Below are 16,282 nucleotides of genomic sequence, written 5' to 3'. Positions count from 1 at the left end.
ATGGCAGACATAACAAAAAAGCTGAATTCGCGCCTAACGAATTCAGCTTTTTTATTTTAAATAATTTTCTAATATGTGACTAAAGCTTTTTTAGCCATATTTACTTACTGCGTGTTTTGGGGTGGTTTACAGCTATATTGCGACGTTGCTCTTCAGATTGAGTTTCATACACTTTCATTTCGCCACTTCCTGCTGGTAGTGCCTGCTCAACAACAAGTTCCGCATCTGTTTGGGCAATAATATCTTGTAATTGTTGGTGCTGATTGCACCAAATTGCATCAACATCCTGGTCTCGTGAATTATCTCGCCCTGTAGAAAAAGCCACTGTACGCGCTTGAAAACGCGCTTGTTTCCCGCCTAATTCAAGCCCATATCCCGGCGTGGCAGAATGTGTGACAACCACTTTGCCATCATCCAGCCATGCTTTAACATCCGTATCTTGAACTTGATAACCGAGTTTCCCTAACCCATCTAAGACCGTTTTCCTTTGTGCAGCAGCAACAACTTGTTGCTCGGCTACACTCACTGCGCTGCCTAGCTTATCGACCCATGTGGTTAACGCTTCTATCGAGCTTGATGGTATACTCGCTAACGCACTCGAAATCATGGCTTCATTTTCGTCACTCGCAAAAATAGCCAATTCATCACAAAGCTGTTCAATTTTATCGATAAGCTCGACGCGTTGCTGGCTTAACTTTAATTGCTCCGCCAATGTCATGATCAATGAGTCGGCACGTAAATGGCGCTGTGTGCCTTCTTTAAGCTCCCGAAGCTCAACCAGTTGTTGCTCAGCACGTTGAGCATCATCAATTGAGGTCATCAATTTCAGCTTTTCAATCATCAATAGGATCTGTTCACATTGTTTGGCAAACGGTGTTTGAGGTAAGCCTGATTGCCAAAATTGTTTTACACCTTCAGATTGTGCTTTTAGCTGTTCCAATAATGCAGCTGCTGTTGGCGCTAGCACCATTGATTGCTGGCTCAATGTAGCTAATGCTTTAAAAATCAGTTTATTAGATTGGCTTTCATCCTGTTCACTTGCCGAAACTAATTGTGCAAGTAGTTCGGCTTCATTTGGCAGTTTTTCACGAACCAATGTGATTAACTCAGCCAAATTATGTTCTCTGTGTTTTTTTGTCCGGGCTAATAGCGCTTGTTTTTCAAGTTGTTGCTCACGAACTTCCTGTACTTCGTTATTCAGTGTCCCTGTAAACTCAACTAATTGGTTATTCAACAAGCTTAAATTGCGTGATGACAATGTGGCAAGCTGAGCAGAATTTTCCATTAGCTGCTGATAAGCTTGCGTGATTTGTGCAATACGCGGCGGATGATATTGGCTACTATTTGCCAATACTTGCCACTGTTTAAATCGACGTTTAGCTACCGCAAGCTGACGCCGGCACTGAATTTCATTCATTTCTCTAACAGTTATACGATGAACCGATGAACTCATAACGCACCTTCTTGCGGATTTTGGCTCTCTATTTGAGAGAGTGATGAAGTTAATAAAGCCTGTGAAATGGCATCATGCAGTTGTTGCTGTGCCAAATCGCGATTTTGATACCATTCGATAATAGACACTCGATAGCGTGCGGGTACCACACGCGTCAGAACAGTGCTACGCCACAGTTCCCTAGAACGGGCTGTTTTCAATAGTGGGTGTGATGGCATGTCGCATTCAATGCCGATGAGCAAACGGCCGCTGGTTTGCTCCTCAACAATACCATCAAAATGGAATACCCCATTTTGGCTTGAGGTGGTCACCTGCCAGCCACTTTGCCGAATAAAGCCCATGACCGAATCGACAAACGCATTTTGTGGGAGTGCTTCGCTACCAACCGCAGACTGTGTATGGCACATGCGGTGGAGTAGTTTTTCATTTTCTTTTTTCATCAATGGGTTGCATGCATTTAATGCATAAGCCAGATAGCCTTGTAAATAATCTCGTGGGATTTCCGGTTTGCGGTAAGTGGCTAATAAATCAGAAATTTCATCTATTGGCATCGATGTCATAATCACAACTTGCTGGCGAGCACGAGTGATCGCGACATTTAAACGCCGTTCTCCACCAGTTTGCCCTAGTACCCCGAAGTTACGCCTGAATGTCCCCTGCGCATTACGACCAAATGTGGTAGAAAATAAAATCACATCCCTTTCATCACCTTGTACATTTTCCACATTTTTCACAAAAAATGACATATCTTCGTCATCATGAGTGCGTTGGTTTTCCTGCGTATACGCCTGAAGAAAGCCTTCATCCTGTGCTGCACGTAATTGAATTATTTGGTTAATTAATGTTGCTTGTTTTTGGTTAAACGTGACGACCCCCACAGAAGGCCGCTGCTCGAAAGGCCGTTGCCACATTGAAGCCAAATGTTCCACGATGGCGTTAGCTTCAGCTTCATTGCTTTGGTTAACATAGGTACCATTAACTGGAATAAGCTGTAATGGCTTAATTTCACTGACCATTTTGGCAGAAAATTGTGCTGGGATGTTGAGCCTATTTTCATAAAAAGCAAAATTGGAGAAATTGATTAGTTCTCGATAGGCAGAACGGTAATGAATATCCAATGTATGAATAGGTAATACAGTTCGCGCTAAATGCAATAAATCAGGACAATCACTGATTTGCCGATAATCCCATTGCTCTCCCGCCAATTCTTGTTGGTCATCGTCTTCGTCATCAATGTCGTCTTCAATTAGCTTACCTGTGAAAAATTTTGATGGCGGCATTTGCTTTTCATCGCCACTCACAATAGCCTGCTTGGCTCTAAATAAGGTCGATAATGCAAATTCAATTGGCATCTGTGAGGCTTCGTCGTAGATTACGCTGTCAAACATAGCGCTTTCAAGTGGAAGTACTTGGCTCGCAACATCGGGTGTCATTAACCAAACCGGCCGTAGTTGCATTAACCCAATATCTCTACCTTCTTGTATAAACTCCCTCAAACGTCGAGCTCTTGGCCCTGCTAAACGAGTAATTTCTTCCCATTCACGGCGGTTTCCTAACATTTTGATATCTATATTCGCCGTCAATGCCAATTTATTGAATTGTTGTAATTGTCTTTGGGCATTCTCTAGTTCGGCTAGATCCGACATCAGCTGGTCGTGGTTGGTACTTAATGCAGGCAATGTTGCCACTAACTGCGCTTTAGTGAACAGACAGAAGTAATAGTTAACAGTTTGGACTAATTGTTCTCGCCATTGCGTTGTGAAACCGTCAGTGGCAATAAGCTGCTTGATTGCCGGTTTTAATAGCACAAGGAGCCCCCAATGCTGTTGTGAAAAGTGTTGCGTATCCGACCTAAATGATTGGTAACGCAATAAATTTTCTTTTTGTTGCTCTATTTTCACCAGTTCAGCCGTATATGACTCGCCGTTTGCCACGGCCACTTTAAACCGTTCAACTGTTTCTGGTGAAAATACACTGTCTAGCTCACTCAGTTGGTTCAAGCTTTCCGTTCTTGCGCGTAATTTGGCTATTGCCGCCCTGATTTCACAGCATTGATGAGTAAACCCCGTTCTTTGTTGCTGAATAATCGCGTCTATAAAATGCACAGGTTCAGGATACTGAGCGAGAAGCTCAGCCATATCTGCCACTCGTTTTAATTGCATGACCAGCGGTTGCAATGTGCTACGCCACTGGTGGTTTGGCTGAAGTTCAAGACCAAGCTGTTGATATAATGGTTGTAATTCTTTTTCAAGTAAGCGCCATTGTTGCTCAACACCAATGGTGTCAAGCACTAACGTCTGTTTTTCAGTCGTCGACGCTAAGCCACTCGTTGCCATAAATGACTGCAATTGGTTTTGCCGACGGTAGTAATACGGGTTCAAGAAACGTAACCATGACCCTTGCATTGTTTCCATCAATGCTCGCGATAATTGGGCAAGATGCTGATTATCAAGCCCCCTAAACACAGGGAATAATAACGGGTCGATATTTTCTGCATTAATCGATAATAATCGCTGATACAACAGCTCAAGTTGCTGAATAATGGAATTTCCCGTTTCACCGCGAAATAGTGGTAACCAACGGGAGAATTCCTGCCATTGTTCAGCCGTTAATTGGTTAAATTGTACTTCATGCTGTATTAGCCATTGCTCATGAGTCGATAATTGAGTCAACGTGATTTGCTGATATTGTGTTTGGTAAGCTTCATCACGCTGTTTTTCAGTATCAATCAACCTTGTAATAGATTGATTAAACAATAAATATTGAGGCTCTTCTACCGTAAACTGTGCTAAGGCGTTTAGTGCATTATTTTCATAATCCAATTGCCACCAAGTATATGCATGTAACTTCAAGTCATCCGTTAGTTGCTCAATCGTATGGCTATCAAGTTGCGCTAATAATGGCTTAATTTCCTGTTCATCAATATCAAAATGAGGAAGCTTTTCAAGTTCAATCAACTGGGTTAATACTTGTTTATAAGAAACTTGAAACTTTTCGTCGATATTATTCATCGAGTGAAAGTAGTTGTCTAATTTTCGTTCAAATAGCTGAACGCGATTAACAAGATGAATTCTTTCTCCTGACCAATCACGCTCACTGAGCTGGCTTTTTTCTTGTTCCCAAAGTTGCTCAATTTGCTCCCTCACTGCCAAAATAGTGTCACGGCCTCTTTGGCCTTGGCTGATATATAGCGCTCTATCTCCTAATCCATTAGCAATCAAACGCTTATAGACCACCTCTAATGCCGCAGGTTTTTGACATACCACTAAAACGGTTTGCTGACATCCTATTGCATCCGCAATCAAACTCACGATGGTTTGACTTTTCCCTGTCCCTGGCGGCCCTTCAATCAGCAGCCCCGTGTTCGCTTGTGCAGCTTGAACAACTTGTTCTTGTGATGGATCGGCCAATGACAACGCATACTGGTTAAGTAAATTATCTGGCTGCGTTTCGCTCGTGCTATTGAGCGGTGAGACTTTTAGCATTGTCGCTAAGGCTGTTTGGGAAATAGGTAGCCCAGCAATTTGCTGTAGATCGCTACTCATCGCCTGGCCAATAAACGAGGTATGGAAGAGTACCGCTGAACAACAGATTTGTGCACTGTTCTCTGCAATTGAGGTCGTGATCGACGGAAGTGGCGTCAGTTCCGTACCTTGTATCGGTAATAAAGGCGCAAGTGTTTCCATCATATCTTCAATGGTTAAACCCGCTTTAGATAATAAATTATCTAATACTGTTTGCCATTCAGTCACTGAAGGTATACCCGCAAAGCTTGCGAGTGCTGGATTTAAGCGTATTGCCCCCCGCTCCTGATCAAAACTAAGCTGAATGGGGCTATTTTGAGCTAAAGAAGTACGCAACGAAACCGGCCATAAAAATAAAGGCGCTATTCGCGGTTTAATTTGGTTCGGCTGTGTGTGCAATAATAAGAATGGGAAACCAAGATACATGCCATCAATACCCGTATCCCGTTGATATAACTGCGTATCTGATTGTAGGATCCGTAATCGGCTATTGACGCCCCGATGCTGCAATAATAAATCACTATCAATGCTAACCGCACTTTTTTTACGGTTCAATAAGTGTTCGAGTAGCATATTCGCACGGCGAACCGGGCTATCACATTCCATTAAATCGACTCGCCCAGTATTTTGCGTTAAACGCATGCGCACTAGGTTTCCACGTTGTGTCACTGACGTGAGCTTTTGTGTAAAAAACCTTAGAACTTCAAGAACATATTTTTGTGACTCGGGGACTTGCCAATGTTCGAATGGAATAGCGAGCAAAACGAGTATTTTTTCTAATGGCAAGCGACGCGTTAATAAAAAGTTATCCACCCAACTATCGAGTTCAGGAAGCCCAATTCGTTTAAAATCACTGACTCGGAGGTTAATGAGCTGGTATAGCTCCCCTCTTGGTAACAAAAGCTGGTTTTTGGCTATTTCGCTATCAAAACTGTGGATATCATTTTGTTTTGCTAATTCAAAAGATTGCTCGACTAATGCGGTCAGTGAAACAAATTGCCCAATATCGGCACTTAGCAATAAAATATAATCAATTTCTTGTCGATTTTGTCTATCTAATAAGGCTTGTAGGCTTTCGTTATGAGAGTCAGGAAACTGGCTATGCAGCAATTCCCAACGCGCAGCGAGCTGGCTTATTGACGTGATCAACAAATACAGTTTCAAGCTTTCTTCATTGAGTAATATATTCAATTGTTCAGCGCGTTGGCGTACTAAACACTGGCGGTGGTAGAGCTGCACTAACCAATGTTGTGGGTCAATATTCTGAATATGTTGAGTTAATGGTTCACTAATGAGGGTATAAGCAAGAATAGGTTGTTCTAATAACCACGCTGGTGTGATGATTTCGCCACGATAAATAAATGGCATATTCGGGTTGAGGATTTTTAAGGCTAAAGTTAGCTTAATATCTTGATTAATTTCACTTTGCACGGATCCATCTAGCGATTTTTCACTATCTAAAAAGCCCTGAAGTTGCTTTAACTGCTCCTGGCTATTATCAAATTTTGCGAGCCATGATGTTAACTCCCCGCGTAACAAAAATTGCACAGCATCATCCCAATGAGCTTGTTCACCAGCAGCCATGGCAAAAGTATCTGGCTGAGAAAATTGCTGACCTGTAAACTGGACTTGATGGTATTGAGCTGGCGAGCCTGCTATCGCGGTTTGTGGGGCTTGGACGGCTTTCCCTTCTAGCCATGCTGACACCTGTGGCCATTGCCAACGTAAAAAACGATCCCGACACAGTAATCCACGTAATAATAATTGTAAGTTAGGGTCTAAATCATCAGGTAAATCAATGCCATTGGTCATGACTTGAATTAAGAACGCATTATCATGAACTTGAGCGAAACACTGTCCTCGGGTTAGCTGTTCTAATAGAATAACCCCGAGACTCCACCAGTCTGATGCAGCGCTTACACCGCCTGCTAAAGTTTCTGGTGCGCTATAACGGGAAATATCCAAAGGGGTCACGATATCAAGGTCAAACTCAGACAAACTCGCAGAGCCATATTCAATAACAACGATATCTAAAGGCTCACGGCTGCGGATCAATAAATTAGCGGGACATAGGTTGCGATGGCGCAAACCATGTTCGGTAAATGCCGCTATCGCTTTCCCCATTTCCTCAACTAATTTCGGAATTTCATGAAGTTGCCAAAAATCCCCTTGCTGAATAAATTGGCTGAGTGAGCCACCTTCCAGTAATTCAGTCACATGCCAAGCACGGTTTTCCCAGCGGCCTGTTTCATAAAATTCAGGTACGTGGTCTGTTGGGAGCAATTGAAGTACTTGGTAAATAGTTGGATCAGGTTCTTCACCTTTTTGATATAAGGTAAGTACGCCACTTTTTTCACTTTCAATATGTGTGACTAAGTAACGCTCCCGTAGACTATCATTTTGATTTATACGTCGCTCAAGCCGCCAATTGCCTATCAGTTGTTGAGATTGTTCCTCAGCATTGCTTGGCTCAACCGCAGCATCTTCCCCACATTCGAGGCAAATAAAATCCCCCTCATCCATGGTATGCCCATTCACACAAACTCTTTGTTCAATAATTTGATTATTTTCAGCAATATTGAGTTGTGGACGCTCAATCGATGTATTGGGCTCATCAATAGGACGCCAGCCAGATTCATGAATGGCTTCAAGGGTTAAATCCCAACCACAAAACTGATTATCTCCTTGTGGTGTTTTAATTTGCCCCGCACAAAAAATTTCAGTTAATGGTCTCTCTGTTTGGCAATGTGGGCAAAAACGTATCATGGTCATCCATTCATCCAATTAATTATTTTTTTAGTTGTTGCAAAGACTGGTCTTGCTGCTCAATCAAGGTACGTAGGCGCAACATATCGTTACGTTCAGGGACACCCGCCAAAAATAGCCGCCCGGTTTCGTCAAACGCTAAATCCAGTACTTTATCTTCTGGTGTCGTCGAACGCTGGTATGCCATAAATCGTGCTTTTCCTAATGGTGTCAACATATGTAATTGTTGATTATCACTACCCTTGAGCATTTGGGTTTGCAGAAGATCCACTTTGAATGGCTCACTGATCAAGGCATCAATACAGGGAGCCATTTGTAAAACACGCTTTTCTATGTCATCCCATTGATAACCGCTATAGACTAAAATATCCGCGTCTGTTAGCTGTTTAATCCCACTAACTAATGCGAATAAGGCTTCAGGTTGCTCAAATGGCTCTCCCCCAGAAATCGTGATGCCATCTGCCAACGGTAGCCACTCAGTGATCTGTTCCAACAATTGTTCTACCGTGATGTTATTGTCTTTCACTTGCCATGTATCAGGAGAAAGACAGCCTTTACAACGTAATGAACAACCTTGGAACCAGATACCAATACGTTTTCCGGGGCCTAAGGCCGTAATTGGGAAATGGATCCGTGAAACACTAATATTCACCACATCAATTACTCATCACAGCTAACGTGATTTGCGTGGTTTCGCCTGTGGCAATTTCAACAATTTGATAAGCTGAATTAGGTTGCAAATCTTGGTCGAAAACAGCACGAGATAACGGGTTAATTAAATAGCTTTCTAATTGGTTACGTATACCTCGACCACCATTAGATAAATCGGCTAAGCAATGTTGTTTTAACGTCTCTTTGGCTTGTGAGGAAATGGTAATCGTCAGCGATTGTTTTTCCAAACCAGAAAGAATATTGTCCACCATTTGTTCGAATATTTGCTGTGCCACATCGGGGCGAATAAAATCAAAAACAATAATATTTTCCCCAATTCGATTGAGTAACTCAGGCCTATTTAGTACTAATTTAAAGTGACGTTCGATCTCACTTTTCACATTGCGTGTCACCGTTTCAAAAGGCTCACTGGGTTGCACATTCGCCACTCGCTCACCATTCGCATCCAAGCGATAAATACCGAGATTTGACGTGAAAATAATTAAAGATTCCGAGAAATAGACGCGATCTCCACGGCCGGAGGTCAATACGCCATCATCAATAATTTGTAGAAACTTATCCATTAAATGCGGATGCGCTTTTTCTATCTCATCAAACAGTACCACGCTAAATGGCTTCTCACGAATGGCATTTGTCAATTCACCACCAGAGTCATAAGCGACATAGCCAGGAGGAGCACCAATTAAGCGTTGGTCTGCATGTTCAGCGCTAAATTCAGACATATCAAAGCGGATGTAGGCACTTTCATCACCAAATAGCAATTGAGTGACCGTTTTCGCCAGCTCTGTTTTCCCAACCCCCGTTGGCCCCGCTAGAAACAAAACGCCTCGAGGCCGACCACCTTTATGCCCCCCCACTCCCGTCATTGCACGTTTAATAATATCCAATAAATGGGTGACAGCGTGTTGTTGGCCTTTAACTCGGCGAGAAATAATCTCTGGTGCGTTATGTATTTTCTGCTTATCAATTTTTTTCCATGGGTCTTCCGTTATGCCGACTTTATAACGCCGTACCGCATCACTAATACGTGTCACAGGGACATTTTCAATCCGTGCAAGCTGTACTATTGCCGTTAAGTCTAATAATAAGAGACCTTCTGTTTCATCAATGAAATCATTAAATAAGCTATCTTTATCAGCCTGTTCTATACCATTAATATCCGCCAAGGAAGCAAGCAACATTGGCGTAAGGACCCGACGAACTTGGTTGTCAGGCTTCGCCACGGGAATGGCTCTTATTCGTGGGTTATTAACTAAAAACCAATCTGGCAGGTCGGTCTCTTTCTCCACAATCCAAAAAATAGAATTGTAGAACGGCTGGTTATTTTCCCCGGTTGGTCGCGCTTTGGCTTGATGAGAAACCACCAGAGCGCGAGTAAATAAGCTGTGCTCAGCCGGAGTTAGATTATCGCGATGGGAAATCAAGCAAGAGGCGAAATCAATACATAATGCAATTGGCTGCTGCTTGTAGTTAATAAATTTTTCCAGCAAATGATTTAGCATATCAATACCACCAGCGGCTTTATCATCAGCCATATGCAAACCTAAGTTTTGCATCAATGTGGCAGTCGCTTGTGGGTTTTCTTTGGAGTTTGCCACGCATTGGAAGCCAATAAGTGGTGTGTAGGTGATCACATAGGCATATCCAGCCTGAAATAAGTTATTAAAGAGTGCTTGGTTAAATGGCAGCGGTGTCACTACCGTCGGCGCAATTTCGCTGGCTTGTAAGTCACGAACATTACCAAATAGGACAAACTGGCTTTTCAGTGGAATAAATCGCAGTAAGTCTCTTAACCAACGCGGTTTTTGAAAATCCATGTTCATAGCACCCCTTAAGTATGAAAGTATTTTTTGCAGTTTACCTGAAATTGCTCACAGATGGCGTCAAGATCTTGCACTCCGACTAAATTATCTGAACATTCTCATTTGGCTGAATATAGGCTAGATTAATGTTTATTCACCTGATAATTGTTCTATAATTTCGTGATAGCCTCTTCTTTTTAAACAATTATCACTGTTAATTCCTAAACTGTCGCTATAGTATTGTATTAATGAAGACCAAAGCAGAGCGAGGTGAGTCATGTGGCAAGCAATGTGTCGTTTATTAAGTGAACACTTAGGAGAGGCGGAGCTACGTAACAAAGTCATTCTGTCTGGTGGTGATATTCACCATACATTAAGAATTGACTATGGCGAACACACCGTGTTCATTAAACAAAATCGGCGTGAGTTTTTGCCTTTATTTAAACAAGAGGCTGAACAACTTGAAATGCTCGCTAAAAGCCAAACGATAACCGTTCCTAAGGTTTATGGTGTTGGCAGCAATAAGCACCACAGTTTTCTTCTGCTCGAATATTTCCCTCTCAAACCTTTCGATAACACCAATGCATGGCATTTTGGCCAACAATTAGCGCGTTTACATCAATGGGAAGAACAGCCTAGTTACGGGTTTGATTTTGATACCATGCTAAGCACAATTGTGCAGCCTAATGGTTGGGAAAAGCGCTGGAATTCATTCTTTGCAGAAAAGCGTATTGGCTTACAATTACAACTCGCCTCTGAAAAAGGAATGGTATTTGCTGATATTCAGCAAATTGTCGATATTGTTAAGGACAAACTTGCTGGGCATCAACCGCAACCCTCTTTATTACATGGTGATTTATGGCCAGCTAACTGTGCTATTACTCAAAATCTTGAAGGGGTGCTATATGACCCTGCATGTTATTGGGGCGATAGGGAATGTGATATTGCGATGCTGCCATTATATCGAGATCTTCCGATCCAAATTATTGATGGCTACCAAAGCGTTTGGCCGCTTCCCAATGGCTTTTTAGATAGACAGCCAATATATCAGCTCTATTACCTACTCAACCAAGCCCATATCTTTGGTAACGAACAAAGCTACCACCAAGCACGCTCGATTATTGATAATCTACTCAACGAAAAATAAGCTCCTGTTTTTTAGCATTTAGCACGACAAATAATTAATTTTCTAAACAATTCGAACTGTGGCAAAGCGGCGATTGAGGATAGCTTGGGGAGCATACACAAGTATGTGACCCAAATAGCGAAAGAAGCTAACACAGCTACAGCTCGAAGTACGACGAAAATTTAATTTTCTAAATAATTTGCGTTATGAGTAGGCGGCAAATGAAGATATCTCTGGGAGCATACACAAATATGTGACCCAAGTAGCCGAAAAAAGCCAACACAGCTACAGCTCGGAGTACGACAAAAATTTAATTTTCTAAATAATTCGAACTGTGGCAAGGCGGCGATTGAGGATAGCTTGGGGAGCATACACAAGTATGTGACCCAAGTAGCCGAAAGAAGCCAACACAGCTACAGCTCGAAGTATGACGAAAATTCGAAAATTACCAATTAAGGAAACGCAGAAGAAAATACAACCCTACCCCCAATACAATTGGCCAAAAATAAAGAAGAAAAAATTGAGTGAATATCGTATGGCGTGGAATAGTCACCTTAGCTTCAAGCTCTTCTTTCGAGATATCTACGCCTTTTGCTTTTTCTATGATCACGTGATCTTCTAAACTTTCACGAATAAACTTAATTTGTCGGTACATGCGCAAACCTGATGCACTAAGCGCCAGCCCAACAAAAATAAAAATAAAGATGATGATAAAACTGATATTACTGCCGGAAAACCCATTAGCGACTTGAGGTACTGGTGAATTATTCCAAAAGAAATTTAGGAATGGTGTAGTTTGACGAGTCATTTCCGCCATTAATTTAATAAAATCATTAGCGACCGCATTGACCCCTTCACCTGCGAGCCCCTTCATGCCAGCCAATTTAATTAAAGACACCAATGTCGAAATTAATGCTAACAGAAAAACAACCCAACCCAGAATACGTTTGCCGACTGCGACATAATTGGCATTATGGTAATTCATTACTGCTTTTCCTCAGCGTTATTATTTTTGATAAGTTTTTACAATGATTTCTCAAGGCTAATCATAGCTGAAAATATTCATTGCCTCCAAATTTCAATTCATAATTGATAACAATGTTTAGACTTTCAGACTAATCAAAATAGTGTGGTTATTCATTATCATGATATTTCTACTTCATGCAGTCCGAATATCCTTCAATATTGTTTTAATACTAACTCAAGTAATACGCTTGAGGTCAGTTTACTGATATCATTGCTCCTTCGTTAATAGATACGACATGAATGGAGTTTTGACATGTACCATAATCTTCCCATCCAATCGGTCATTTTTGATATGGATGGTTTACTGATCGACTCGGAACCGTTTTGGGCACAGGCTGAACTTGAGATTTTTTCACAATTGGGTGTCGACGTTTCAATTGCAGATACCCTGCCTGATACTTTAGGTTTACGTATTGACCATGTGGTGGAGCTTTGGTACCACGCCTCCCCTTGGCAAGGATGTAGCCAAGAAGAAGCCACACAACGTATCATTGACCGTGTTGTTGGCTTAGTTGAAGAAACTCGCCCTATTCTACCTGGCGTGCAGCATGCCATGGAACTTTGCCGTTCAATGGATTTAAAAATTGCACTGGCTTCCGCCTCTCCTTTGTATATGTTGGAAAAAGTATTAAACCTTCTGGATATTCGTGACTATTTCTCTGCGGTTATTTCTGCGTCTGACTTACCTTTGAGTAAACCTCATCCTGAAGTTTATCTTAAAGCAGCAGCTGAGTTATCGACTAAACCAGTCAATTGCGTTTCATTAGAAGATTCATTTAACGGTATGATTTCTGCAAAAGCCGCCAGAATGCGTTCAATTGTGGTACCTGATAGCAAGCATTTTAATGACCCGCGCTTTGGTTTAGCGGATATCAAATTAGCCTCATTGAATGACTTAAAAGCTGAACATTTACGTTAAAAATACTTTGTGTGCCTAATAAGTGTTCTCCCCTATCTAACTTAGGTAGGGGAATTGTGTCAGATTATAAAACTCTTCCCTTATCTGCTAATAAATAAGAGTTTTTTTACCTTTCTACTACTATCATATTCTTTTCAAACACTTTATACTGCCAATCAACTGTATAGATAAACAGATGGTATTTTATCCACCATGACAGCTGAAGGGCATCTGCTTTTTTCCGTCGCCTCTTTGATAATGGCTCATAAACTTCAAATCACCCCAGAGATTGCTCATGGTGATTGGCTGCACATGGTTCCAGGGGCCTTATTAGGCGCATTATTGCCCGATATTGACCACCCTTCTTCAATTCCTGGTCGACTACTGCGGATTTTTTCATTACCCATATCCAAACTGTGTGGGCACCGGGGGTTTACTCATAGCCTAGTTGCATGGTTTCTCTTGATGATTTCTTGTTATCAATGGCTACCTTCTGAATGGGCAATCCCAGCTGATATTATCCAAGCCTTTTTATTGGGTTATATCAGTCATCTCGTCGCCGATATGCTCACGCCTTCGGGAGTACCGTTACTATGGCCACTCCCCCAGCGTTTTTGTTTTCCCATGATCCGCGGTAAAAATAGCCAACGTGGAGAACGCTTTGTCGCCATTGTTTTGACTGTTTGTGCCTGCTTGTTACCTGCTGGTTATCAATTCGATTTTTATAGTCATATTGATGTGATTATAAAATATATTCATAATCAAATAGATACATATCTCCCCACATAAATTATAGTTTTGTAATATAATGTAAGTATGAATAATACTATCTTATTACTTTTTGATATAAGAAATGTGTTTTATCAGCTGATAACATATAACCAGTTGTTTGAAGCAACTAAATCCTTATAACCAATAAGGACTAAAGGGCAAGTAACATACCTTATAAAAATATGATTTGGAGTTCGGAATGAATATTCCTCTAATTATTAATGTGCTCGGCTTCGTAGCACTACTAATACTGTTAGCAAAACTAGGGGCTAAAGGCTGGAGCCTATCTAAAAAAGTGTTAGTTGGCCTGGTTTTCGGTGTTGCCTATGGAGTAGTACTGCACCTCGTGTATGGTAGTGGCCACCAAACGGTAAAAGACTCCATTCTGTGGTTTAATATTGTCGGAAATGGTTATGTGCAGCTATTACAAATGGTGATTATGCCATTGGTATTTGCTTCAATACTAAGTGCGGTGGCAAGGCTACATAAAGCATCTTCGCTAGGTAAAATAAGCTTTTTAACAATTGGCACCTTGTTATTTACCACCGCTATTGCAGCGTTAGTGGGTATTTTAATTGCCAATCTATTCGGCTTAACTGCGGAAGGCTTAGTTCAAGGTCAATCCGAAACAGCACGTTTATCTGCAATAGAAAGCAACTATATTGGGAAAGTTTCCGACTTAACCGTACCTCAACTAATTTTATCGTTTATTCCAAAAAACCCATTTGCGGATTTAACGGGTGCAAACCCAACATCAATTATTAGTGTCGTTATTTTTGCCGCCTTCCTGGGTGTTGCCGCACTACAATTGTTTAAAGACGATAAAGAACGTGGTGAAAAAGCCTTAGCAGCGATTGATGTTATGCAAGCTTGGGCAATGAAATTAGTTCGCTTAGTCATGCGTTTAACGCCGTATGGTGTAATGGCGCTGATGATTAAAGTCGTAGCAAGTTCAAACTTACATGACATCATCAACCTAGGAACTTTTGTTATTGCGTCCTATGTTGCATTAGGCATTATGTTTGTTGTACATGGCATTTTAGTTGCGACAACAGGCTTGAACCCGATTAAGTTCTTTAAGAAAGCAGGCCCAGTTTTAACCTTTGCATTCACTAGCCGTTCAAGTGCTGCAAGTATTCCACTGAATATTGAAACACAAACACGTCGTTTTGGTATCCCTGAATCGATTGCTAGTTTCTCTGCATCCTTTGGTGCAACAATTGGTCAAAATGGTTGTGCGGGTATCTATCCTGCAATGTTAGCCGTGATGGTCGCGCCAACAATGGGTATTAATCCATTCGACCCACTATGGATAGCGACACTCGTTGGTATCGTTACTATCAGTTCAGCGGGTGTTGCTGGTGTCGGTGGCGGTGCAACTTTCGCAGCGTTAATTGTACTGCCTGCGATGGGTTTACCTGTCACATTAGTTGCCCTGTTAATTTCAGTTGAACCGTTAATTGATATGGGCCGTACTGCATTGAATGTCAGTGGTTCAATGACAGCAGGTACAGTGACCAGCCAGTTGATGGGTGAAACAGATAAAGCAATATTCAATCAAAATGATGATGCAGATTTAAAACATGTTTAATAATTAAACTGTCACCTATATTAGAAACCTGCTTCGGCAGGTTTTTTTTATCGTTGTTATAAACATGCTGATTTTATTTACCTTGGAGAATATCAAAAAAACCAGTTTTTTGTGCTAATTAACATTGCAATAAACTGGAATTTCGTAAGATAATAAAACCTGAGCAACGTTTTCTTGAGCTTCCTGCTTGTGTTGCGTCACCCCATTTCCTATGGGGATTTATCAACAATTATTTATGGTTTTTTAATATGACTAATAATGTCCATATCCTAAAAACTGATCCTTCAGATAACCCTTGTGTCAGCTGTGGTGCGTGTTGTGCCTATTTTCGTGTCTCTTTTTATTGGGCTGAAGCAGAGAGCGGAGGCGGTATTGTGCCCCAACATTTAACCGAGCAGGTCACCCCCTTTATGAGTTGTATGCAGGGGACTAATCAAAAACAAAATACTCGCTGTAAGGCCTTAGAAGGCACGATAGGTGAATGTGTCTCTTGTTCGATTTATGCACAAAGACCCACACCGTGTCGTGAGTTCGAACAATCTTGGCAGGATGGTATTTACAATGAGGCCTGCGATAGAGCACGTGCCGCTCATGGTTTACCCCCTTTAGAGCCTCATCAACCACAAATAGCTTGCTAGCCGTCAATGACCCAG

General features: G+C 41.6%; 10 protein-coding genes. 5 read left to right on the top strand and 5 right to left on the bottom strand.

Annotation, left to right across the window (positions count from 1 at the left end):
• Positions 1 to 100: 100 nt before the first annotated feature.
• The 4 genes from CYG50_RS06225 to CYG50_RS23420 are packed head-to-tail and all read right to left on the bottom strand — an operon-like array spanning position 101 to position 10,232.
• Positions 101 to 1,453, bottom strand: coding sequence for a hypothetical protein (locus CYG50_RS06225; RefSeq protein WP_102139220.1), 1,353 nt, complete (start codon positions 1,451 to 1,453; stop codon positions 101 to 103).
• The gene (locus CYG50_RS06220; protein WP_102139221.1) at positions 1,450 to 7,749 is read right to left on the bottom strand and encodes an AAA domain-containing protein; all 6,300 of its coding nucleotides are present in this window, start codon (positions 7,747 to 7,749) and stop codon (positions 1,450 to 1,452) included. Before CYG50_RS06220 ends, CYG50_RS06225 begins: the two co-directional genes overlap by 4 nt.
• A gap of 16 nt (positions 7,750 to 7,765) precedes the next feature.
• Complete coding sequence (locus CYG50_RS06215; protein WP_202981450.1) at positions 7,766 to 8,398, bottom strand: 4Fe-4S single cluster domain-containing protein; 633 nt, start codon at positions 8,396 to 8,398, stop codon at positions 7,766 to 7,768.
• 1 nt (position 8,399) lies between these two features.
• The gene (locus CYG50_RS23420; protein ID WP_232368191.1) at positions 8,400 to 10,232 is read right to left on the bottom strand and encodes an AAA family ATPase; all 1,833 of its coding nucleotides are present in this window, start codon (positions 10,230 to 10,232) and stop codon (positions 8,400 to 8,402) included.
• Positions 10,233 to 10,494: 262 nt separating this feature from the next.
• On the opposite strand from CYG50_RS23420, the gene CYG50_RS06205 reads away from it, so the two are divergent.
• Positions 10,495 to 11,364, top strand: a complete 870-nt coding sequence (locus tag CYG50_RS06205) for a fructosamine kinase family protein (protein WP_102139223.1) — start codon at positions 10,495 to 10,497, stop codon at positions 11,362 to 11,364.
• 424 nt (positions 11,365 to 11,788) lie between these two features.
• On the opposite strand, the gene CYG50_RS06200 is transcribed toward CYG50_RS06205, so the two are convergent.
• A complete protein-coding gene (locus CYG50_RS06200) occupies positions 11,789 to 12,328 on the bottom strand; it encodes a YniB family protein (protein ID WP_102139224.1) in 540 nt (179 codons plus the stop codon).
• 294 nt (positions 12,329 to 12,622) lie between these two features.
• Between CYG50_RS06200 and hxpB the strand changes: the two genes are divergently transcribed.
• The 4 genes from hxpB to CYG50_RS06180 all read left to right on the top strand — a co-directional run bounded on the left by hxpB (position 12,623) and on the right by CYG50_RS06180 (position 16,267).
• Positions 12,623 to 13,288 (top strand): hexitol phosphatase HxpB, encoded by a 666-nt coding sequence (gene hxpB / locus CYG50_RS06195; RefSeq protein ID WP_004263628.1) that lies wholly within the window; start codon positions 12,623 to 12,625, stop codon positions 13,286 to 13,288.
• A gap of 192 nt (positions 13,289 to 13,480) precedes the next feature.
• Positions 13,481 to 14,056: a metal-dependent hydrolase gene (locus CYG50_RS06190; RefSeq protein ID WP_102139225.1), complete on the top strand. Its 576-nt coding sequence runs from the start codon at positions 13,481 to 13,483 to the stop codon at positions 14,054 to 14,056.
• A 181-nt stretch (positions 14,057 to 14,237) separates the two neighbouring features.
• Positions 14,238 to 15,629, top strand: a complete 1,392-nt coding sequence (locus CYG50_RS06185) for an L-cystine transporter (protein ID WP_004263624.1) — start codon at positions 14,238 to 14,240, stop codon at positions 15,627 to 15,629.
• A 248-nt stretch (positions 15,630 to 15,877) separates the two neighbouring features.
• The gene (locus tag CYG50_RS06180) at positions 15,878 to 16,267 is read left to right on the top strand and encodes a YkgJ family cysteine cluster protein (RefSeq protein ID WP_102139226.1); all 390 of its coding nucleotides are present in this window, start codon (positions 15,878 to 15,880) and stop codon (positions 16,265 to 16,267) included.
• The last annotated feature ends 15 nt before the right edge of the window (positions 16,268 to 16,282 follow it).

The organism is Providencia huaxiensis (assembly GCF_002843235.3).
GTDB lineage: Bacteria > Pseudomonadota > Gammaproteobacteria > Enterobacterales > Enterobacteriaceae > Providencia > Providencia huaxiensis.
This window is presented reverse-complemented; position numbering and strand designations above follow the sequence as displayed.